This window comes from Streptomyces sp. NPDC034111, from assembly GCF_055575375.1.
Window position 1 is genome coordinate 369,865 of sequence record NZ_JBVIST010000004.1, and the last position, 20,782, is coordinate 390,646.

At 73.3% G+C, this 20,782-nt stretch carries 16 protein-coding genes; 5 read left to right on the top strand and 11 right to left on the bottom strand.

Features of this window, described 5'->3' with window-relative positions; all coding sequences use genetic code 11:
* The first annotated feature begins 166 nt into the window (after positions 1-166).
* Both ACZ55A_RS13695 and ACZ55A_RS13700 read left to right on the top strand, forming a co-directional pair.
* Complete coding sequence (locus ACZ55A_RS13695; protein ID WP_468838755.1) at positions 167-2,425, top strand: acetate--CoA ligase family protein; 2,259 nt, start codon at positions 167-169, stop codon at positions 2,423-2,425.
* 88 nt (positions 2,426-2,513) lie between these two features.
* Positions 2,514-3,353 (top strand): enoyl-CoA hydratase/isomerase family protein, encoded by an 840-nt coding sequence (locus ACZ55A_RS13700; protein ID WP_468838757.1) that lies wholly within the window; start codon positions 2,514-2,516, stop codon positions 3,351-3,353.
* A 37-nt stretch (positions 3,354-3,390) separates the two neighbouring features.
* On the opposite strand, the gene ACZ55A_RS13705 is transcribed toward ACZ55A_RS13700, so the two are convergent.
* Together ACZ55A_RS13705 and ACZ55A_RS13710 are read right to left on the bottom strand one after the other, a co-directional pair.
* Positions 3,391-4,038 carry a hypothetical protein gene (locus ACZ55A_RS13705; RefSeq protein ID WP_468838760.1) on the bottom strand — a complete coding sequence of 216 codons (648 nt, stop codon included), beginning with the start codon at positions 4,036-4,038 and terminating at the stop codon, positions 3,391-3,393.
* 8 nt (positions 4,039-4,046) lie between these two features.
* On the bottom strand, positions 4,047-4,631 hold the full coding sequence (locus tag ACZ55A_RS13710; protein WP_468838763.1) for an RNA polymerase sigma factor: 585 nt from the start codon (positions 4,629-4,631) through the stop codon (positions 4,047-4,049).
* 202 nt (positions 4,632-4,833) lie between these two features.
* Here ACZ55A_RS13710 and ACZ55A_RS13715 point away from each other — a divergent pair, with 202 nt between their 5' ends.
* Positions 4,834-5,463, top strand: a complete 630-nt coding sequence (locus ACZ55A_RS13715) for a flavin reductase family protein (protein WP_468838766.1) — start codon at positions 4,834-4,836, stop codon at positions 5,461-5,463.
* On the opposite strand, the gene ACZ55A_RS13720 is transcribed toward ACZ55A_RS13715, so the two are convergent.
* The 4 genes from ACZ55A_RS13720 to ACZ55A_RS13735 all read right to left on the bottom strand — a co-directional run bounded on the left by ACZ55A_RS13720 (position 5,453) and on the right by ACZ55A_RS13735 (position 10,097).
* Positions 5,453-6,784, bottom strand: a complete 1,332-nt coding sequence (locus ACZ55A_RS13720) for an MFS transporter (RefSeq protein WP_468838769.1) — start codon at positions 6,782-6,784, stop codon at positions 5,453-5,455. The two genes, ACZ55A_RS13715 and ACZ55A_RS13720, sit on opposite strands and share 11 nt — an antisense overlap.
* A 102-nt stretch (positions 6,785-6,886) precedes the next feature.
* Positions 6,887-7,957 carry a Zn-dependent alcohol dehydrogenase gene (locus ACZ55A_RS13725; RefSeq protein ID WP_468838772.1) on the bottom strand — a complete coding sequence of 357 codons (1,071 nt, stop codon included), beginning with the start codon at positions 7,955-7,957 and terminating at the stop codon, positions 6,887-6,889.
* Entirely contained in the window at positions 7,954-9,153 is a 1,200-nt protein-coding gene (locus ACZ55A_RS13730) for an acyl-CoA dehydrogenase family protein (RefSeq protein ID WP_468838774.1), read from the bottom strand. The genes ACZ55A_RS13725 and ACZ55A_RS13730 overlap by 4 nt, the downstream gene beginning before the upstream one ends.
* A gap of 35 nt (positions 9,154-9,188) precedes the next feature.
* Positions 9,189-10,097 carry an SDR family oxidoreductase gene (locus tag ACZ55A_RS13735; RefSeq protein WP_468838776.1) on the bottom strand — a complete coding sequence of 303 codons (909 nt, stop codon included), beginning with the start codon at positions 10,095-10,097 and terminating at the stop codon, positions 9,189-9,191.
* Positions 10,098-10,204: 107 nt separating this feature from the next.
* On the opposite strand from ACZ55A_RS13735, the gene ACZ55A_RS13740 reads away from it, so the two are divergent.
* Positions 10,205-11,131 carry a cyclase family protein gene (locus tag ACZ55A_RS13740; RefSeq protein WP_468838779.1) on the top strand — a complete coding sequence of 309 codons (927 nt, stop codon included), beginning with the start codon at positions 10,205-10,207 and terminating at the stop codon, positions 11,129-11,131.
* 293 nt (positions 11,132-11,424) lie between these two features.
* Here the strand turns inward: ACZ55A_RS13740 and ACZ55A_RS13745 are convergent, their stop codons facing one another.
* From ACZ55A_RS13745 to ACZ55A_RS13755, 3 genes are all read right to left on the bottom strand, one after another.
* Positions 11,425-11,883 carry an ATP-binding protein gene (locus ACZ55A_RS13745; RefSeq protein ID WP_468838781.1) on the bottom strand — a complete coding sequence of 153 codons (459 nt, stop codon included), beginning with the start codon at positions 11,881-11,883 and terminating at the stop codon, positions 11,425-11,427.
* Positions 11,884-12,356: 473 nt separating this feature from the next.
* Positions 12,357-13,334 (bottom strand): acyl-CoA dehydrogenase family protein, encoded by a 978-nt coding sequence (locus ACZ55A_RS13750; protein WP_468838783.1) that lies wholly within the window; start codon positions 13,332-13,334, stop codon positions 12,357-12,359.
* 7 nt (positions 13,335-13,341) lie between these two features.
* Positions 13,342-14,514, bottom strand: a complete 1,173-nt coding sequence (locus ACZ55A_RS13755) for an acyl-CoA dehydrogenase family protein (RefSeq protein ID WP_468838786.1) — start codon at positions 14,512-14,514, stop codon at positions 13,342-13,344.
* Positions 14,515-14,846: 332 nt separating this feature from the next.
* Between ACZ55A_RS13755 and ACZ55A_RS13760 the strand changes: the two genes are divergently transcribed.
* Positions 14,847-16,034, top strand: coding sequence for a DNA glycosylase AlkZ-like family protein (locus ACZ55A_RS13760; protein ID WP_468838788.1), 1,188 nt, complete (start codon positions 14,847-14,849; stop codon positions 16,032-16,034).
* A 69-nt stretch (positions 16,035-16,103) separates the two neighbouring features.
* Here ACZ55A_RS13760 and ACZ55A_RS13765 read toward each other — a convergent pair whose 3' ends face one another.
* Positions 16,104-18,350 carry a protein kinase gene (locus tag ACZ55A_RS13765; protein WP_468838790.1) on the bottom strand — a complete coding sequence of 749 codons (2,247 nt, stop codon included), beginning with the start codon at positions 18,348-18,350 and terminating at the stop codon, positions 16,104-16,106.
* 226 nt (positions 18,351-18,576) lie between these two features.
* Positions 18,577-20,676 carry a serine/threonine-protein kinase gene (locus ACZ55A_RS13770; RefSeq protein ID WP_468838792.1) on the bottom strand — a complete coding sequence of 700 codons (2,100 nt, stop codon included), beginning with the start codon at positions 20,674-20,676 and terminating at the stop codon, positions 18,577-18,579.
* Positions 20,677-20,782: the final 106 nt, after the last annotated feature.

Consider the following 20,782-nt stretch of genomic DNA (forward strand, 5'->3'; position numbering starts at 1 on the left):
CATCGAGCTTGATCCCGAATCACGGGCACGGCCCCGCGCCAAGCTTTCCCCTGCATCCCCATTCCTGACAGAGCGTCAGTTCAGTAATCTGACTATGCGTCAGGTATGCAGCTGCGCAGCGGTACAGCAGGTAATGAGAGCCGTCACACAGGAGCGGGCGTTTGCGATGCTTGGATCGACTCACGGCACCCTGACCACGCACTCCCGGCCGGCCCGCGTCGTGGCCTGTGGGGAGCAACCACCACACACCGTCCACGGCATCAGTGAACCGCAGCGCGGCAGCGGTGGCCAGGGCGCCGGCGCCGGGGTGGACCTGGACGTCAGCGGCCGGGCGCTGCACGCTCCGGTGCCCGATCTGGACCGGTTCTTCCGGCCCGGGTCGGTGGCCGTGATCGGCGCCTCGGACACCGAAGGCCGGCCCAACACCGGTATCACCCGCCAGCTGATCGCCTGGGCCGAGCGGGTCGGGGCCCGGCTGTATCCGGTCAACCCGGGGCGCGGGCAGGTTTTCGGGCTGCCCTGTCACCCCTCCGTCGCCGATCTGCCCGGGCCCGTCGATCTCGCCGTACTGCTGGTCGGTGACCCGCTGCCGGTCATCGGGCAACTCGCCGAGGCCAAGGTGAAGTTCGCGGTGGCCTTCGCCTCCGGTTTCGCCGAGACCGGGGAGCAGGGCGCCGCCGCCCAGGCCCGGCTCGCCGAGGCCGTGGCCCGCTCCGGTCTGCGGCTGCTCGGCCCGAACACCAACCTCAACGCCTTCGAGACGTTCCGCGACGACCTCGACGGCCCGGCCATCGCCCTGATCACCCAGTCAGGCCACCAGGGCCGGCCCGTCTTCACCCTCCAGGAACTGGGCATCCGGCTCTCCCACTGGGCGCCCACCGGCAACGAGGCCGACCTGGAGACCGCCGATTTCCTCTCCTACTTCGCCACCCGCCCTGAGGTCGGCGCCATCGCCGCGTATATGGAAGGGCTCAAGGACGGCCGCAGCTTTCTGCTCGCCGCCGACCGTGCGGCCCGCAACAAGGTGCCCGTCGTCGCCGTCAAGGTCGGCCGCACCGAGACCGGTGCCCGGACGGCCGCCTCGCACACCGGCAAGCTCACCGGCGCGGACGAGGTCGTCGACGCCGCGATGCGGCAGTTCGGCGTGATCCGGGTGGACGGGCTCGACGAGTTGCAGGACACCGCGGCGCTGCTGGCCCGCGCCAAACCGCCGGCCGCCGAGGGCGTCGTGGTCTATTCGATCTCCGGCGGCACCGGCGCCCACTTCGCCGATCTGGCGACCGCGGCGGGGCTGCGGCTGCCCACCCTCGACGACGCCAAGCAGGCCGAACTGCACCAGTGGATACCGGACTACCTCAACGTCGCCAACCCGGTCGACAACGGCGGGCACCCGGTCGGCGACTGGCGCGGCCGCAAGATCATCGACGCGCTCCTGGCCGACCCGTCGACCGGCGTACTGATCTGCCCGATCACCGGCCCCTTCCCGCCGATGAGCGACAAACTCGCCCAGGATCTCGTGGACGCGGCGGAGCAGACGGACAAGCTGGTGTGCGTGGTCTGGGGCTCGCCGGTCGGTACGGAGGACGCCTACCGCCGCACCCTGCTCGGCTCGTCGCGGGTGGCGACCTTCCGCACCTTCGGCAACTGCATCACCGCAGTGCGTGCCTACCTCGAACACCACCGCTTCACCACCGGCTACCGCTCCCCCTTCGACGACGCCCCGCGCGTCCCGTCCCCCTCCGCGCGCAAGGCGCAGGCCCTGATGCGCCCGGGCCAGCAGCTCAGCGAACACACGGCCAAGCAGCTGCTGCGCGCCTACGGCATCCGCGTGCCGCGCGAACAGCTGGTGACCAGCGCGGCGGCCGCCGTACGGGCGGCGAGCCTGGTCGGCTACCCCGTCGTCATGAAGGCCTCCGGCCCACAGCTGGCGCACAAGACCGAACTCGGCCTGGTCAAGGTCGGTCTGACCTCGGCCAGCCAGGTCAGGGACGCCTACCGCGAACTGACCGACATCGCCCGCTACGAAGACGTCCCGCTGGACGGCGTCCTCGTCTGCCAGAGGATCGAGCGGGGCGTCGAGATGGTCGTCGGGGTCACCCATGACGGCCTCTTCGGCCCGACCGTGACCGTCGGCCTCGGCGGGGTGCTCGTCGAGGTGCTGCGGGACGTCGCGGTGGGCGTACCGCCCTTCGGGGAGGGCCAGGCGCGCGCGATGCTCGGTGAACTGCGCGGCGGTGCCCTCCTGGACGGCGTACGGGGCGGGCCGCCCGCCGATGTCGATGCGCTCGTCGAGGTGGTGCTGCGGGTGCAGCGGATGGCCCTCGAAATGGGCGGCGAGCTGGCCGAACTGGACATCAATCCGCTGGTGGTGCTGCCGCGCGGACAGGGCGCGGTGGCCCTTGACGCGCTCGCGGTCTGCCATTGAGCGACGCCAGGACCCGGCAGCGCGCAGCGCGCGGTGCCACCACCGCCCCCGTACGCACCCCGACCGCACCCTCTGGAGCCACTTCCCCATGACGTCCTCCCCGTCCCCCGCTGCCGGGCCCGCCGACTCCGCCGGTCCCGTCGATTCATTGGTACTGCACGCCACTGACAACGGCGTCTCGTGGATCACCCTCAACCGGCCCGAGGCGCTGAACGCCCTCACCCGGGACCAGCGCGAACGCATCGTCGGCCTGCTCGCCGACGCCTCGGCGGACCCCGGTGTACGGGCCGTCGTCATCACCGCGACCGGCAAGGGCTTCTGCGCCGGCGCCGATCTGCGCGGCGCCCCGCCGGCCGGCGAACGGGTGGCCGGCGAGGTCGCCCGGATGATCCGGCACGGTGCCCAGCGGTTCATCGCGGCGGTGCAGGACTGCGAGAAGCCGGTGATCGCCGCGGTCAACGGCACCGCGGCCGGGCTCGGCGCCCATCTGGCGTTCGCCTGTGACCTGGTGCTGGCCGCCGAATCGGCCCGTTTCATCGAGGTGTTCGTCCGCCGCGGTCTGGTCCCGGACGGCGGCGGCGCCTATCTACTGCCCCGGCTGATCGGCCCGCAGCGCGCCAAGGAGCTGATGTTCTTCGGGGACGCGGTGACCGCCGCGGAGGCCGAGCGGCTGGGGCTGGTCAACCGGGTCGTTGCGGACGGCGCGTTGGCGAAGACGGCCCGGGAGTGGGCCGAGCGGCTGGCGGCCGGTCCGACCCGTGCGCTGACGCTGACGAAGCAACTGGTCAACGCCTCACTGGAGACCGACCGGGGCACGGCCTTCGCCGCCGAGGCCGCGGCCCAGGAGATCAATATGACGACGGCGGACGCACAGGAGGGGGTGGCCTCCTTCGTGGAGCGCCGCAGCCCGGTGTACCGCGGACGGTGAGGTCCGGGCCGGTGCGGAGTGCCGGCCCGTCGTGTGCCTACGTTGCCTCAGGAGGACACACCGGCACCTCACGGGTGTTGCGCGTCCGCACCCCGGGCAGCCACCCCTGCACCCCCTGCCCGCTGGTGACCAGATACCAGCGGGTGGAGGTGATGCCCGCTTCGTCGCGGACCATCCGGCCGTCGGTGACGACGCAGCGCGCGGCCAGTTCGTCGCCGTGCCAGACCCGGCCGGCCGCATTGCCGCGTGCGGCGTACGCGGTGTGCGGGTCCTTGGCCAGCCGCAGCGCGCACTCCAGGGAGCGTCCCGTACGGCAGGCCCGTTCGCTGTTGTAGACCGCGATCTTCACCGTGCGGGGCGGTCCGGCCGGCTCCAGGCTGACCGGCCCGGGGCGCACCAGCCACCACACCCCCAGCACCACCGCGGCCACCGCCGCCGCCACCACGAGGGCGACCGCGTACGGCCGCCTGCGGGGCAGTGCCACCGGGACGGGCGCCGCGGCGCCGCCGGTCTCCTTGATGCGGTCCCACAGGCCCGGCGGGGTCTCGATCTGTTCGTCGGCGAGCCGCAGCCGGGCGCGCAGCAGCGCCTCGGCATCGTCCCCGGCGCCGTCGCCCCGGCCGCCGCCGAAGTCCCGTCCGCCGCCGCCCGCACCGCCGTCGTCGTACCGTGGCCCCACACCCACCGCGCCGCTCACCTCCCGGCCTGCCCGTGCTCCGATTCAACGAGGTAGGCGCGCAGCCTGTCCAGCGCCCTGGCACGATGCCGGGCGGCGGTACCGCGGTGCACCTTCATGATCTTGGCGGCCTGGTCGATGGTGTAGCCGTCCAGGTCGACGAGGATGACGATGCCGGCCTGCCGGTGCGACAACCGCCCTAACAGGCGCACCGCTTCGAGCTCGGCCTGCCGTCGCTCCACTCCGCCGTCCCAGCCGCCGGAGGCCGCACCGGCCCCCGCCCCCGGCCCACCGCCCGCACCGGCCTCCTCCACCCCCTCCAGCCCGTCGACCAGCACCTGGCGCCGGTCCTTGCGGTAGGCGTCACGGGCCACGTTGAGGACCGCGGTGAAGGCGTAGGCGTACGGCTCCGGATGGGCGAGGAAGCGCTGTGGACGGGCGGCGAGTTTCAGATACGCCTCATGCACCACGTCCTCCGCCGACTGTCGCGAGCCCGCCAGCATCACCGCCCTTCGGTAGAGCCGGGGCAGCAGCCCACAGAAGACCTCGTCGAAGGTGGGTGACGCGGCAGACGAAGCTGATGACGGTGTCGCATCGGCCATGTACCGGAACTCTCCCCCGTGCTCGGCTACGGACGCGGCCGAGGTGGACGCTACCCGTGCGGACGACACGCAATCAGGAAACCGCTCCCGGATCTCCCCCGAATCCACTGAAGATCACGCCGGAGGTCCGGCAAACCACACATCCGGGTGGCGGCACCGCTCCGGCCTTCACAACTGACGCTGCATCAGATTCAATGCATGCATGATGGGACACGCCGGAATGGCGGCCACGGCCGTGCGGTACCTGCGCTCGGTCGGCGCGCCGACCACGTCCGCCACGCCGGCCACCGGCGCCACAGCTCTCCCACGTCCCGCACTGCGTGCCGTACGCGAGGACGAGCGCGCCCCGCTGGACGCGGGCGAATTCCGCTCCGTCCTGGGGCACTTCGCCAGCGGCGTCACCGTCATCACGGCCCCCGGGGAGCCCGGACCGGCCGGCTTCGCCTGCCAGTCCTTCGCCTCGCTCTCCCTCGACCCGCCGCTGGTGACGTTCATGGTGGCGCGTACGTCGACGACCTGGCCGCGGATCGCCCGCGCCGGGGTCTTCTGCGTCAACGTCCTCGGTGCCGGACAGGGCGAGCTGTGCCGCTCCTTCGCGGTCAGCGGCGCCGACAAGTTCGCCGGGGTCCGGTACCGGCCCGCGCCCGCGACCGGCTCACCGCGCCTCGCGGACGTCCCGGCGTGGATCGACTGCACGATCCACGCCGTGCACACAGGCGGCGACCATCTGATCGTGGTCGGCCGGGTCGACGCGCTCGGCACGGATCCGCGCGCCGCCGCCTCGGGCCCGCTCCTCTTCCACCGCGGCGCCTTCGGCCACTTCAGCCCGTGAGGCCGGGCGCCTCCCGCCGCTCGCGGATGACCAGTGCCATCAGGGCCGCGAGGGCACACAGGGCGCCCGCGGCGTACCAGACCGGGTTGTACGTACCGAAGGCGTCACGGGCGAGGCCGCCCAGGAAGGCGATCAGCGCGGCGCCCACCTGGTGGGCGGCCAGCACCCAGCCGAAGACGATCGCACCGTCCTCGCCGTAGTGCTCACGGCACAGGGCGAGGGTCGGCGGCACGGTCGCCACCCAGTCCAGGCCGTAGAAGACGATGAAGAAGACCATCGGCGGGTGGACGGTGTCGGAGAGCAGCAGCGGCAGGAACATCAGCGACAGACCGCGCAGGCCGTAGTAGACGGCGAGCTGCCGGCGGGTGTTGAAGCGGTCCGTGAACCAGCCCGAGGCGATGGTCCCGGCGATGTCGAAGACACCGATCACCGCGAGCAGCGAGGCGGCCGCCGGCATCGGCATGCCATGGTCGTGCGCCGCGGGCACAAAGTGCACTTTGACCAGGCCGTTCGTCGTGGCCCCGCAGATCGCGAAGGTGCCCGCCAGCAGCCAGAACGGGCCGGTGCCCGCCGCCGAGACCAGCGCCCGCAGCGCGCGCCGGGCCGCGCCCCGCTGCGGCGGCGGCTTGGGCACGAACTCCGTCGCCCCGTACGGCGCCAGACCCACGTCCGCCGGGTGGTCGCGCAGCAGCAGCCACACCAGGGGCACGACGGCGAGCGCGGCGAGCGAGACGGTCACCGCGGCCGGCCGCCAGTCGTGCCGGTCGACGATCCAGGAGAGGGCCGGCAGAAAGACCAGCTGGCCGGAGGCGCCGGCCGCGGTGAGGATGCCGGTGACCAGCCCGCGCCGCGCGGCGAACCAGCGGCCGGTGACCGTGGCGGCGAAGGCCAGCGCCATCGAACCGCTGCCCAGGCCGACCAGCACGCCCCACAGGAGCACGAGTTGCCAGCTCGCCGTCATGAAGACGGTCAGGCCGGCGCCGGTCGCGATCACCATCAGGGCGACCGCCACCACCCGCCGGATACCGAACCGGTCCATCAGGGCGGCGGCGAACGGCGCCGTCAGGCCGTACAGCGCGAGGTTCACCGACACCGCGAACCCGATCGTGCCCCGCGACCAGTGGAACTCGGCGTGCAGCGGATCGATGAGCAGCCCGGGGAGGGAGGCAAAGCCGGCCGCGCCGATGATCGTCAGGAAGGTGACGGCGGCGACGGACCAGGCGCGGTGCGGACGCCGACGGCGGCGGGGAGCCACCGGCGGCGGGGCGTCCGCCGCCCGCGGGTCCCTCGCACGGAGCGGCAGTTCGGGTGTCTGGGTCACCACAGCAGCTTCGGCCGTGCCCCCGGTACGGAACGAGTGGCCGGAAGGCCAGGGTTCATCAGGATCGGGCCAGGGCCGTGCGCGCGACGACGTAGCGGTCCCCTACCCGAACGTCAGCACCGCCCGCGCCACCCGCCCGTGGTGCGCATCGTCCGCCGCCTTGGCGAAGTCCTCCACCGGATAGGTCTTCGTCACCAACTCGTCGAGCAGCAGCCGCCCTTCGCGGTAGAGCCGGGCGTAGAGCGCGATGTCCCGCTGGGGCCGGGACGAGCCGTAGCGACAGCCGAGGATCGACTTGTCGAGATACATCGACGACACCAGGAAGGACGCCTCCGCGCCGGCCGGCGGCACCCCGAGCAGCACCGCCTGGCCGTGCCGGTCCAGCAGATCGACCGCCTGCCGGATCAGCCGGGTGCTACCCACGCACTCGAAGGCGTGGTCGGCGCCGGTCGGCAGGATCTCCTTCACCGCCTTGACGCTGTCGGTCACCACCGACGCGTCCACGAAGTGCGTGGCCCCGAACTGCCGCGCCACCGCCTCCTTCGCCGGATTGGCGTCCACCGCCACGATCGTCGACGCCCCCGCGATCCGTGCGCCCTGGAGCACATTGAGCCCGATGCCGCCGGCCCCGATCACCACCACCGAGTCCCCCCGGTCGACCCGCGCCCGGTTCAGCACCGCGCCCACTCCCGTCAGCACCCCGCACCCGATGAGCGCGGCCGACGTCAGCGGAATGTCCTCGGCGATCTTCACCGCCTGCACCGCCTTGACGACCGTACGCTCCGCGAACGCCGAGTTCGACGCGAAGTTGAACAGCTCGCCGCCGCCCCGCCGGAACGGCTTCCCCGGCATCCCGATCGCCTTACGGCACATCGTCGGCCGCCCCCGGTCGCACTCCGCGCACGTCCCGCAGTTGGCCAGCGTCGACAGCGCGACATGATCGCCGGGCGCCACATGCCCGACCCCGGCACCCACCGCCTCGACCACACCCGCTCCCTCGTGCCCCAGCACCACCGGCACCGGAAAGGGAATCGTCCCGTCGACCACCGACAGATCGCTGTGGCACAGCCCGGCCGCCCGGATCCCGACCAGCACCTCCCCCGGCCCCGGATCCCGTACCGCCAGATCGTCCACGACCCGGGGCTGCTCGCCGTCGAATATGACGCCTTTCATGACCGCTCCACTCTGGGCAGGCCGAGCACCCGCTCGGCGATGATGGTGCGCTGGATCTCGTCCGAGCCGCCGTAGAGGGTGTCGGCCCGGGTGAACAGGAACAGCCGTTGCAGCGCGTCCAGTTCGTACGGTTCCCGGACGGTCCAGTCGGCGGGGCCCAGCGTGGCCGTGGCGCCGCGTACCCGCATCGCCAGCTCGCCCAGCCGCTGGTGCCAGCCGCCCCACAGCAGCTTCGCCACGCTCGGCGCGCCCGCGTCCCCGGCCGCGCCCAGGGTCCGCAGCGCATTCCACCGCATGACCTGCAACTCGGCCCACTGCCTGACGAGTTGATCGCGCAGTACCGGGTCCCGGACCGTCCCGGCGCGGACCGCCGCCGCGATCACCTCACCCAGCTCCGCCGCGAAGCCGATCTGCTGGACGAGCGTCGACACGCCCCGCTCCAGCGCCAGCAGCCCCATCGCCACCCGCCAGCCGGCCCCCTCGCCGCCCACCACATGGCCGGCCCGGGCCACCGCACCGTCGAAGAACACCTCGTTGAACTCCGCCGTCCCGGACATCTGCCGGATCGGCCGCACCTCGATGCGCCCCGGCTGGTCCATCGGCACCAGCAGGAACGACAGCCCCCGGTGCCGCCGCTCGCCCGGGTCCGTCCGGGCCAGTACGAAGCACCAGTCGGCCTCCCTGGCCAGCGAGGTCCAGATCTTCTGCCCGCTGATCCGGTAGCCGGCCCCGTCCCGGACCGCCACCGTACGCAGCCCGGCCAGGTCCGACCCGGCGTCCGGCTCGCTGTAGCCCTGGCACCACAGCTCCGCACCGCGCGCGACGGCCGGCAGGAACCGCCGCCGCTGCGCCTCGTCCCCGTACGCGAGCAGCGTCGGCGCCAGCAGGTTCTCGCCGATGTGCCCGACCCGCCCCGGCGCCTTGGCCCGCGCGTACTCCTCTGCCCATACGACCTGCTGCGCAAGGCTCGCCGTCCGGTTCCCGTACGTACCGTGGCTGCGGTCCCATCCGAGTCCGATCCAGCCAGCGGCCCCGAGCTCCCGCTCCCACGCCCGGCGGACACCGGCCCCCTCGTGCTCGCTCCCCGGTCCGCCCCGCCCGGCCAACTCCGCGTACGGCCCTACGAGATGCCCGGTCAGCCAGGCGCGGGCCTCGGCCCGGAACGCCTCGTCCCCGCTCCCGAACTCAAAGTCCACGTCACCCTCCCAGGCGCAGCCGGAAACGTGGGGCGCTACCGGTTCGGCCGGGCCTTCACCGCCGCAGCCGCCGCCATCGCCTCCACCTGCGCCAGCATCGGCATCGGTTCGGTCCCCACGGAACGCGGTACCACCTCCGCCACCCGCTCCGGCGTCCACCCGCCCTCGTCGGCATACACGGAGCGGAGCTCCGAAGGCTGGGCCCACACCGCGATCTTGGGTCCGGCCACCGTGTAGACCTGTCCGGTGACCTCGCGGGCGTGCTCGCTCAGCAGGTAGACCACGAACGCCGCCACATCCTCCGGTTCGCCGATCTCCTTCAGCTCCACCGGCACATTCGCCGACATCCGGGTGCGGGCTACGGGCGCCACCGCATTGGCGGTCACCCCGTACTTGTGCAGGCCCAGCGCCGCGCTCCGTACGAGCGAGATGATCCCGCCCTTCGCGGAGGCGTAGTTGGCCTGGGAGACCGATCCCTGGTGGTTGCCGCTGGTGAAGCCGATCAGGGTGCCGGAGCCCTGCCGCCGCATGACCGCGGCCGCGGCCCGGAACACCGTGAAGGTCCCCTTGAGGTGGGTGGCGACCACGGGGTCCCACTCCTCCTCGGACATGTTGAAGAGCATCCGTTCGCGCAGGATCCCCGCCACGCAGACCACGCCGTCGAGCCGTCCGTACTGCGCCAGCGCGGTGTCCACGATCCGCAGGCCGCCGGCCATGGTGGAGACGTCGTCGGCGACCGCGGTCGCCACCCCGCCCGCCGCCTCGATCTCCTCGACCACGGAGTCGGCGACCGCGCTGCTCGGTTCACCGCCGTCGATGGCGACTCCGTAGTCGTTGACGACGACCTTCGCGCCCTGCTCGGCGCAGGCCAGCGCCACCGCACGGCCGATGCCGCGGCCGGCCCCCGTGACGGCGACCACCTTGCCGGCCAAGAAGTTCCCCATGCCGCGCCCCTTCCACGGGTTTCTGACGGACCGTTAGATTTTTGAGCAGACCCGGGACGAACACAAGACCCCGAGCCGAACCGGACACCCGCCCCGAGGAGGCCGCCATGCCCCTGCCGCAGGAGTTCCATGAGATCGCCGCACGCGTGAACAACTGGGGGCGCTGGGGCGCCGACGACGAGATCGGCACCCTCAACCTGATCACCGAGCAGGTCGTACGGGAGGCCGCCGGCTGCGTCCGGCGCGGCCACCGGGTCCCGCTCGCGCTCCCGCTCCGACAGGACGGCGTACAGACCGGGATGATCCCCGGCCGGGTCAACCCGCTGCACACCATGACCGCCGTCAATCAGGAGATCTTCGGCCCCGGTACGGTCGCGACCTCGGACGACGCGGTCACCATGGGCCTCCAGTCCGCCACCCACTGGGACGGCCTCAGCCATGTCTCGCACTCCGGGCGGCTCTACAACAACCGCCCGGCCGCCTCGGTCACCGCACACGCCGGCGCCACCGCCCTGGGCATCGAGAAGGCCACCCCGGTCGTCTCGCGCGGCGTACTGCTGGACGTGGCCCGCTCGCACGGCACCGACCGGCTGCCGGGCGGGCACGCCGTCACCCCGGAGGATCTGGACGCCGCCGAGGAGCTGGCCGGGACGACGGTCCGGGCCGGCGACATCGTCCTCGTACGGACCGGGCAGCTGCGGCACTACCTCTCCGGCGACCGGCAGGCGTACGCCTTCCCCTCCCCCGGGCTGTCGCTGCGCACCCCGGAGTGGTTCCACGCCCGCGATGTGGCGGCGGTCGCCAATGACACCCTGACCTTCGAGATCTTCCCGCCGGAGATCGAGGACCTGTGGATGCCGGTGCATGCGCTCGATCTCGTCGAGATGGGCATGATGCAGGGCCAGAACTGGAATCTGGAGGAGTTGGCGCAGGTGTGCGCGGAGGAGGGCCGCTACGCCTTCTTCCTGTCGGCGACGGCGGAGCCGTTCGTCGGCGGGTCCGGCGCCCCGGTCGCACCCGTCGCCGTCCTCTGAGGGCGGGTGGCCGGCCAGGTGGCGGTGCGCTCATGCGCGCCCCGAGCACGGCACCGCGGACCGCCACCTCACCCGGCCGCCGGCGGGCCCCGGCCAGGCCGCGATCCGCACTCGCCGAGGCCAGGACCGGGTACCTACCCGATCCCCCCACACCCTCGGCGTCCCCTCGCGGCGAATCGCTCCACCCAAGAGTGATCAACCGAGCACGGGACGTCAACACCTGGTCTGGACTAAATGCGTTGCGGCCGCACCGCAGGCGCCCGTTACATCCGAATTGTTGCGATATGGGGGTCTCAGGGGGTGAGGGAGCTCAGTCGGCCCAACTCCGTGCCGGCCGCCATCAGCAGCGGGCGGCTGCGGTCCACCTCGCACCAGATCCGCTTGCCGGCGCCCTCCGGCTGCCAGCCCCAGCGGTCCGCCAGACCGTCGACCAGCTCCAGGCCACGGCCGTTGGTGTCCTCGCCGTCGGCGTGCCGCTGGCGCGGCGGGCGGGCACTGGTGTCCACCACCTCCACGCGGACCGTCCCCACGACGGCACCGGACCCGGAGAAACACATCCGCAGCTCGGCCGACGCACCGGTGTGCACCACGGCATTGGTGACGAGCTCGGAGATCAGCAGGATCAGGGTCTCGGCCAAGGGCTCGTCGGGCCCTATACCGGACCCCACGAGCCGCGACCGGGCCCATCGCCGGGCTCGCCCCACCTCCGCGGGGTCGGGCCGTACGTCCAACTGCACCTGAAGCACCTGCACCGCTCACACCATCCGAACCGGCGGAAACATCGCCTCGCGCCTCCACGGAGTCACGGTGCGTGACCCCGGCGACGCACAGCATGGTTGACGTTCAGTCACCCCAACAAGCGCTTCGGGCATATTCCAGCGCAAGGGAGTATGCGTACTGCATACTGTGCGACGCACTTTGCGGGGAGTCGAACAAGGGGGGCTGTCGGGCTCTGGCCCAAGGCGGGCGGCGCGCAGTCCGTACCCCGGAGTCGCTTTTCGGGCGACACCGGGTTCGTTGCGCCACAGAACCACTCGCACCCGACGGAGCGTACCGGAGCGGAACGCCGACTCCCCCCTGTGACGAGTCACGCCTAGGACACAACCCGATATCGACCCTCCGTGACCACTCCTGTGTGCTGGGTCCGGCCCTTCGCGCACGGGTCGCCGGAGTCCGGCCTCACCGGTCATCCCTCACCGCCTCAACGGCCTTGGCGAGCCCGTCGTCAGTCGATCAAGCCCGCCGCCAGCAGTTCTTCCGCCTCACCCGCCGTACCCCAGGACTCGGCGCGCAACCAGGCCCGCTTGAGATGCAGATGGACATCCGCTTCCCAGGTGAAGCCCATACCGCCGTGGACCTGTAGACAGTCCCGCGCATTGCGCACGGCGGCCTCGTCGGCGAGCAGCTTGGCCCCGGTGACATCGAGGGCACCGCCCGTGACCGCCGCCGCATATACGGCACTTCTGGCGATTTCCGCACGTACGAGCATCTGCGCGCACAGATGCTGGACCGCCTGGAAGGAGCCGATGGGGGCGCCGAACTGGGTGCGCTCGCGGGCATGGCCGACCGCCATCTCGACCGTACGGGCGGCGCTGCCCAGTTGCTGGGCCGCGGTCAGCAGTGCGGCCTCACGGCGCAGGCGGGCGGCGTCGAGGCCGGCCAGCGGTGTGGTGCGGGGGAAGTCCAGGAGGCGGGCGAGGGGGGTGAGGGGGTCGATGGAGGTACAGGGGGCGCAGGCCACCTGATCCGCTGCGCTCCGGTACACACCGCCCGTGCGCCCCTGTGCGCCCCCCACTCCGGCCCCGCTCTCCGCCACCATGATCAACTCATCGCAGTCGTCCGGGTGTTCCCACAGCACCGGCTCGCGCGCCCCGTCGCACAGTCCGACGGTCCGCTCACCGGTCGCCGCCCCGGCCACCACCCCGGCCAGCAGATGGCACGCCACCAGCGGCCCCGGCAGCAGCGCCCGTCCGGCCTCCTCGAAGACCAGCACCGCCTCCGGCAGCCCGAGCCCCACCCCGCCGGCCTCCGCCGGCAGCCGCAGCGCAAAGAACCCGGCGGCGCCCAGCTCCCGCCACAGCGCACGGTCCGCCGCGGGCCCGTCGACGGCCGCCCGCAGCCGCTCCCGGCCGAACCGCCCGGCCAGCAGCTTCCGCGTGCCGTCCCGCAACGCCCGCTGGTCCTCGGTGAGTTGGAAGTCCACCGGACGCTCACCGCCCCTTCGGCAGGCCGAGGATCCGCTCGGCGACGATGTTCTGCTGGATCTGGGACGTACCGGCCGCGATGGTGTACGAGAGGGAGGACAGCCGCTCGGCGACCCACTCGTGGTCCGCGTCCAGGGCTCCGGCGCCGAGCACGTCGGCGGCCGCGTCGTACAACTCCTGACGGGCGTGCGAATAGCGCAGTTTGAAGACCGAGCCGCCGACGCCGGGGACGCCGCCGCCGTTCCCCCTGGCGCCCGGCCTCTTCCGGCCGGCGCGTACCTCCCTGGCCTCGCTCACATTCCACTGGATCAGCCGCCAGAGCGCCGCGAACTCCGCGTTCAGCCGGCCGAGTCGGCGGCGCAGCACGGCATCGTCCCAGCGCCCGTTGGCGCGGGCCGTACGGGCCAGCGCGCCGAGCACCCGGCGGCAGGCCACCACCTCGCCGACGAATGCGGTGCCGCGCTCGAAGGAGAGGGTCACCATCGTCACCCGCCAGCCGTCGTTCTCGGCGCCGACGCGGTTGGCGGCCGGCACCCGCACCTCGTCCAGGAACACCTCCGCGAACTCGGCCGGCCCGGCCAGCGTCCGCAGCGGCCGGACGGTGACACCGGGCGCGTCCATCGGCATGGCGAGCCAGGTGATGCCCCGGTGTCTGGGCGCGTCCGGGTCGGTCCGGACGAGCAGTTCGCACCAGTCGGCGACCTCAGCGTGCGAGGTCCAGATCTTGGAGCCGGTCACCACATAGTCGTCGCCGTCGCGCACCGCCCGGGTCCGCAGCGACGCCAGGTCCGAGCCCGCGTCCGGCTCGCTGAACCCCTGGCACCACACCTCGTCGGCGCGCAGGATGGGCGGCAGCCAGCGCTGCTTCTGCCATTCGGAGCCCTCCGCCGCGATGGTCGGCCCCGCATGCAGCAGCCCCACGAAGTTCGCGCCCACGTAGGGCGCCCCGGCCCGTTCGGTCTCCTCCAGGAAGATCAGCCGGATGGTCGGGGAGGCGTCCCAGTGCACCTCCGCGTACCCGGCGTCGTACAGCCGCCGCTGCCAGGCGGTGTCGTAGGCGCGCCGGGCCGGCCAGTCCAGCGGATCGGGCCGCTCGGGAAGCGTCGGCAGGACCGAGGCGAGCCACGCCCGCAGCCGTGCCCGGAAGGCCTCCTCTTCCTCCGTGTACGTGAGGTCCATCAGCGGGCCGTCGCACCGGGAGCGTCGTACGCCTCCGGCAGCCGGACCGCGAGGAGGTGCGCGGGCCCGCTCACACGGCCGTCGGCGCTGATGATGCGCGGTAGCTCCATCGGACCCCCTGTTTCCGCTCACCATCTTTCTGATGGTTCGTCAGATTCCAGGCTAGCCCCGGCCTTCTGAGCCGACAAGGGAGGGCGGGGCACCGCGCCCGGGATCGAACCTGACGGTCCATCAGGGCAAAGGGAGGGCCGGCGTCTCCCGGATGGAGGTACACCGAGAGAGGAGACCTATATAGGACAGGGCTTGTCCTGCCCACCCCGTACGGTCGCCCCATGAACCCCACCCGACCCCGTATCGACACCGCCGGGCGCCGGGCCCGCCTCGGGCGCCGGCAGCTGCTCGCGCCCGCCTACCGGGCGGCCCGTACCGAGGAGGTCGCCGACGCGCTCGTGGCGCTGCACGCCTCCGACCCGGCGACCGTCCACCTGGCAGCCTGCGCCCGGCTGGCCGCGCCGGACACCGCGGACGTCGAGCGGGCGCTCTACGACGACCACACGCTGGTCCGGATGCTGTGTATGCGCCGCACCCTCTTCGCGGTCGGTGCCGCCCTCGCACCGGTCGTCTCCACCGCGGCGGGGCAGGCGATCGCCGCCAAGGAGCGGGCGGGGATGGTGAGATGGATCACGGAGGGCGCCCCGGGGTGGGACGAGCGGCGGCTGGCCGGGGTCGAGGCGGCGACACTGGCCGCACTGGCCGCGCGCGGTACGGCGACCGCGGCCGAGCTGGCCGCCGAGGTGCCCGACCTGCGCGAGACCATCGTGGTCTCCCCCGGCAAGCCCTACGAGGCCACGGTCGCGGTCTCCAGCCGGATCCTGCGGGTGCTGGCCGCCGAGGGCCGCCTCCGGCGCGGCCGTCCGCGCGGCGGCTGGACCAGCAGCTCCTTCCGCTGGCGGCCCGGAACCCCGTTCGCCGAACTGCCCGCGCCGCCGGCCGCCGAGGCGCGCGCCGCACTCGCCCGCCGCTGGCTCGCCGCGTACGGCCCGGCAACCGTCGAGGACCTCAAGTGGTGGACGGGCTGGACGCTGACCGACACCCGGCGGGCGGTGGCCGCCACCGACGCCGTCGAGGTGACGCTCGACGGCGGCACCACCGGCCTGGCCCTGCCCGACGACCTCGAAACGGTCGCCGCGCCCGAGCCCTGGGCCGCCCTCCTCCCCGCCCTCGACCCCACCGCGATGGGCTGGAAGGCCCGCGACTGGTACCTCGACCCGGATCAGGTACCGCACCTCTTCGACCGCAGCGGCAACATCGGCCCGACCGTGTGGTGGAACGGCCGGATCATCGGCGGCTGGGCCCAGCGCCCGGACGGCGAGATCGTCTGGCGGCTGCTGACGGACGGTGGGGGTAGCGAGGCCGCCGCGGCGGTGGAGTCCGAGGCCGCCCGGCTGGCGTCCTGGGTCGGCGGGGTCCGGATCACCCCGCGCTTCCGGACGCCGCTGGAGCGGGAGTTGAGCGGGTGAGCGCTACGGGTGAGCCGGCCGGGCTGCCTCCGCTTACGCCGGCGCACAGCGAGCCGGGGGCCCGGCGGCTCACCCCGGCCGGTAGGAGCTCGTCGCCTGCTCGTAGAGCTGGTCCACCTCGCGGCGCCCGCTGTCCGGGCCGATGACCAGGACCAGGTGGTAGCGGCCGTTGTGGATCATCGCGAGGTTGCGCGCATAGACCTCGCGGCCGCTGGTGTCGCGCCAGCTGAAGGTGCCCTCCGCCATCGCCGTCCGGCCGACGTCGATCCGCCGCAGACCGGAGGCGGTGGCCCAGCCGGAGCTGCGGTACGGGGCGAGTTCGGGCTCCTTGTTCTGGAGGTACGCCATCGGGTCCGCGCCGAAGGCCGCCGTGGTGTCGCGGCCGGGCACGACCAGCAGCTCATGGTCGCCGCCGACATAGCGCACCTGGCCCTGGCCGTTCGGCCCGCGCCGCTGCCAGCCCTTGCGGACCGCGATCTGGAAGCCCTTGGGGTCGGTGCGCAGCTCGAAGCCCTCGGCGACCTGCGCGGGCGTGGTGGCCCGTGGGTCCGCGGTGCCGGGCGAACCGCCGTTCTGACGGCCGTCCTGGCTGCCGTCCCGACCGCCGGACGGGGTGGGGCTGCCGTCGGCCGTGGCCGCGTGGTCCGCGCCGCGCTTGCCGGCCTTGGAGTCCTGGCCGGCCTTCGGCATGAACGCCATCGCATAGAGGACCGCCCCGACGAGGAGCAGCATGATCGCGGTGAGCAGCAGCCGGCCGAGGTTGCGCGGGGCGCCGCGCGCCGGACGGGCCGGGCGCGCGGCGGTGTCGACGCCGACCTGCCCCAGCAACTGCTGCTCGTACGCGTCCCGGTCCGAGGTCCTGGCCCCTCCGGCCGACTGCCGCTTGGCCGGGCGGGCGGCCCGGGGCTGCCGGAGCGGCTTGGGCTGCTTCGGGGGGCGCGGCAGGCGGGCCGGGGGCGAGGGGGGTCGCCCCTGCTCCTTCGAGCTTGGGGGAGGGAAGGTCTGCTCGGCGGACGGCGTCGTACGGCCGCGGTCCGGCGTCCGCGGGGCGGGCGGTGCCAGCGCGGCGGCGGACGCCCGCGCTGCGGCCGGGACGGGCTGCGGGGCGCCGGCGCGCCGGGAGGCCCGGGGCTTCTTGTGCCGGCCCTTGTGGACGAGTTCCCCGCGGCGCCGCAGGATCGGCAGCCGCCGTGGATCGCCGCCCTGCTCCAGCGCCGGCATCGTCACCAGCCGGCGGCCCACCTCCGGCTCGGGCGCCGTACGGACCAGCGCGTCCAGCCGGTCGCGCAGCTCCGCCAAGACCGGGCGCTCGGCGGGGTCCTGACGCAGCAGGGACTCGACGACCGGTTGCAGCGCCCCGCAGCCCTCGGCGGCCGCGGGCGGCTCGGCGCGGACCAGCCGCGCCAGTTCGACGGCGCTCTCCTCGGGGAACGGCGGATGGCCCTGCACACTGCGGAACAGCAGCGCGCCGACCGCCCACAGATCGGTGGCCGGGCCGACCTGCGGCGACGGCTGCCCGTCCTCCCGCACCGGTCCGGCCTGCTCCGGCGCCCAGCGTTCGGTGACCGGGCCGACGACCGTCAGCCGCGCCTGCCGTGCCCGTTCGGCGGCGAGCGCGCTGGAGGGCCGGCCGTATGCGGTGGTGGTGCCCGAGGCGGATCCGGCCGCCGCTTCCTTGGTCAGCGGGACCGCGGCTGCGGTGGGCGGTTCGTCCCCGCACAGCGCCTCCTGGGCCGCGCCGGCCGCCAGACCGGTCAGGATGGCCCGGCCGTCGTCGCAGATCAGGACCGTACGGGCGGTGATGTTGCGGTGCAGCCGGCCCTGCGCGTGCAGCACGCGCAGCGCGGTCAGCAGATCGGCGCCGATCTCCGCGGCGCGGTGCGGGGACAGCGGCCGTTCGGCGAGCAGCGCGGACAGCGGGCGGGCGGCGAGGAGTTCGCCGATGACCCACAGGCTGCCGTCCTGCACGAAGACATCGAAGACCTGCTCCAGCCGGGGGTGGTCGGGCAACTGCGCCACGGTCGTGGCGGCCTCCAAGGCGCGCCGTACGGCGGGGTCCCGGGGGCTGCGGTCGGCCACCCCGGTGGCCCGGGCACCGCCGAGGCGGCCGGCGCCCGGGCGGGCCTCGGCGAACGCGGCCGCCTCCGCGCCCACCACCTCCGCCTCGACGACCTCCGGCAGCGGCACCTGACGGGCCAGCACCTCCTGGCCGCTGTAGGTGTCGAAGGCCCGGGTCTCGGTGACGTCGTCCTCGCCGAGGGGCCGCGCGGGCAGGCGGTAGCGCTCGGCGAGCACCCTTCCTGCGTACTCGTCCACGACGCCTCCCCGCAGCGCGCACTGTGTCTACCGTCGCGCCGGAGCCGACCCCCGGCGCCGTCGCCGTTGGTCACTTCCGGTCGTCTTCCCGCCGATTGCGGATGCGTACGGTCCTTGATGTCTCAGTTGTCTCACGATACGTGTCCGCACCGGCGGTGGGGGCCCGCTCGGCCGAACGACGCGCGTCGTCCCGGTCCGGCGCCGGGCCCCGCATCCGCTCCCCGGCTCAGTCCTGCACCGTGAAGGTCTTGAACGCGGTCGAGATCAGCTCCTGGCACGCCTTGTCCGACCAGGCGTCCGCCTTGCAGGTGATCATGATGGCGTAGCCGTGGTTGTCGTCGGCCCGGAAACCGCGGTTGAGGATCCGCACCTTCGTGCCGTTCTGCTTGCGCGTGAACGACCAGTCGGCGACGGTCGGGTAGTTCCGCCACTTCACCGACTTGATGCCGATGAGGTGGTAGTCCTCGCTGGAGTTGCGCACGCTCGGCTCCAGGCTGCGCCAGGCGGCCGCCGCGTCCGTGCCGGGCTCGGCGTTGTAGTCGACCTGGATCCGCGGGAAGCCGCCCGAGACGCTGTAGATGGCGCCGGAGTTCTGCCCCGCAGTGTCGGTCTGCTTGAAGCCCTTGGGCATCGCCATACGGAAGTGGAACCGGCCGTTGGAGAGCTCGGCGAAGCCGTCCGGCAGGTCCTTGCCGTTCTTGCCGTCCTTACCGCCCTTGGCGTCGACCGGGGTGGCGCTCGGCGTCCGCGGGCCCGGCGTGGCCGGCCCGTCCGACGTCTCGTCACCGTTCGTGCCGGCCGCGTCGGTGGACGGCTTCGCCCGTCCGGCGGACGCCGTCCGGTCGCTCTTGGCGTCCGGCTTGCCGCTGTTCCGCGTCGAGTCGTCGCCGCTCAGCGCGAGGGCGAGGATGGTGCCCAGCACGGCGAGCACGACGACCCCGGCCACGATGATCAGCGTGCGGCGCGGGACGACATCGGTCAGCGAGGCGCGCGCGGGCAACGGGCGGTCCCCGTCACCGGATCCGGAGTCCGTACGGGCCGCGGCGGCGGCAGCGGCGTTGCGCACGGCCGTCAAGGCGCCGCGCAGCCGCTCCTTGACGGCGTCGGTGTCGAGGGTGGGACGGGCGGGCGAGGGGCGGCCGGCCGGCTCACTGCCCGCGCCCGCCGCGCCGGAAGCCGCGCCCGCGGCCTTCTTCTTCGGGCGCTCCGGTGCGCTCGCCGCGGCGCCGGCCTTCGCCTTCGCCTCCCCGGCCTTGCTCCCGGTCTTCCCGTTCTTGGTCCCGCTCTTGGCGGCCTGGCTCCCGGCCGCCTCCTCCGCCACCGTGGCGGCCGCCGGCTTCGCCTTCGGCGCGCGCGTTACCCGCGGCTTCGGGGCGGACTTCGGCTTCGGCGCGGCCTTGGGTCTGGCGGTGGCCCGCTCCTTGGGCACCGTCGGCAGCACCATCGCCCGCGTCGCGTCCATCGGCGGCTCGGGCGCGGTGTTCTCCGGGGCGTGTACGACGTCCAGCAGCAGCGCCCGGGCGCCCGCGTCGTCCAGCCGGGCCTCCGGGTCCTTCACCAGCAGGCCGTAGATGACCTCTTCCAGCGCACCGGCGCTCTTCGGCGGCTCGACCGGCTCGGTCATGACCGCCGTCAGCGTGGCGATCGCCGATCCCTTGTCGTACGGCGGCACGCCCTCCACGCAGGCGTACAGCAGCCCGCCCAGCGACCACAGGTCGGCCGGCGGGCCCGGCTTCTGGCCGCGGGCGCGCTCCGGGGAGATGTAGGAGGGGGCGCCGACGAGCATGCCGGTCGAGGTCACGGACGGGTCGCCCTCGACCTGGGCGATACCGAAGTCGGTGAGCACGACCCGGCCGTCGTCGGACATCAGGACGTTGGACGGCTTCACATCGCGGTGCAGGATGCCCGCACTGTGCGCGGCACGCAGCACATCGAGCACGGCCAGGCCCACCTCGGCGGCGCGGCGCGGGGTGAGCGGGCCGTCGTCGCGGACGACCTCGGCCAGCGAGCGGCCCTCGACCAGCTCCATCACGATCCACGGCCGGTCGTCCTCGTCGACCACGTCGTAGACCGTCACCGCGCCGTTGTTCCGGATCCGGGCGATCGCCTTGGCCTCGCGCAGCGTGCGGGTGATCAGGCGGCGCTTCTCGTCCTCCTCGACCCCGCCCGGGAAGCGCAGCTCCTTGACTGCGACCGTACGGCCCAGGACCTCGTCACGTGCCCGCCAGACGGTGCCCATGCCGCCCCGGCCGAGAACATCGGCGAGCCGGTACCGGCCGGCGAGCAGCCTGCCCTCCTTGCCGTCCATCTCGACCTCGTCGCCCACTGAATCCCCTCGGCAATCCAGCCGAGTTGGCAGCTTCGACGTCCCATCGATCGTCAAACCGGCCCAACTCGGACAACCCACCCTGGCAGAGCCTTCATTCTCTCTC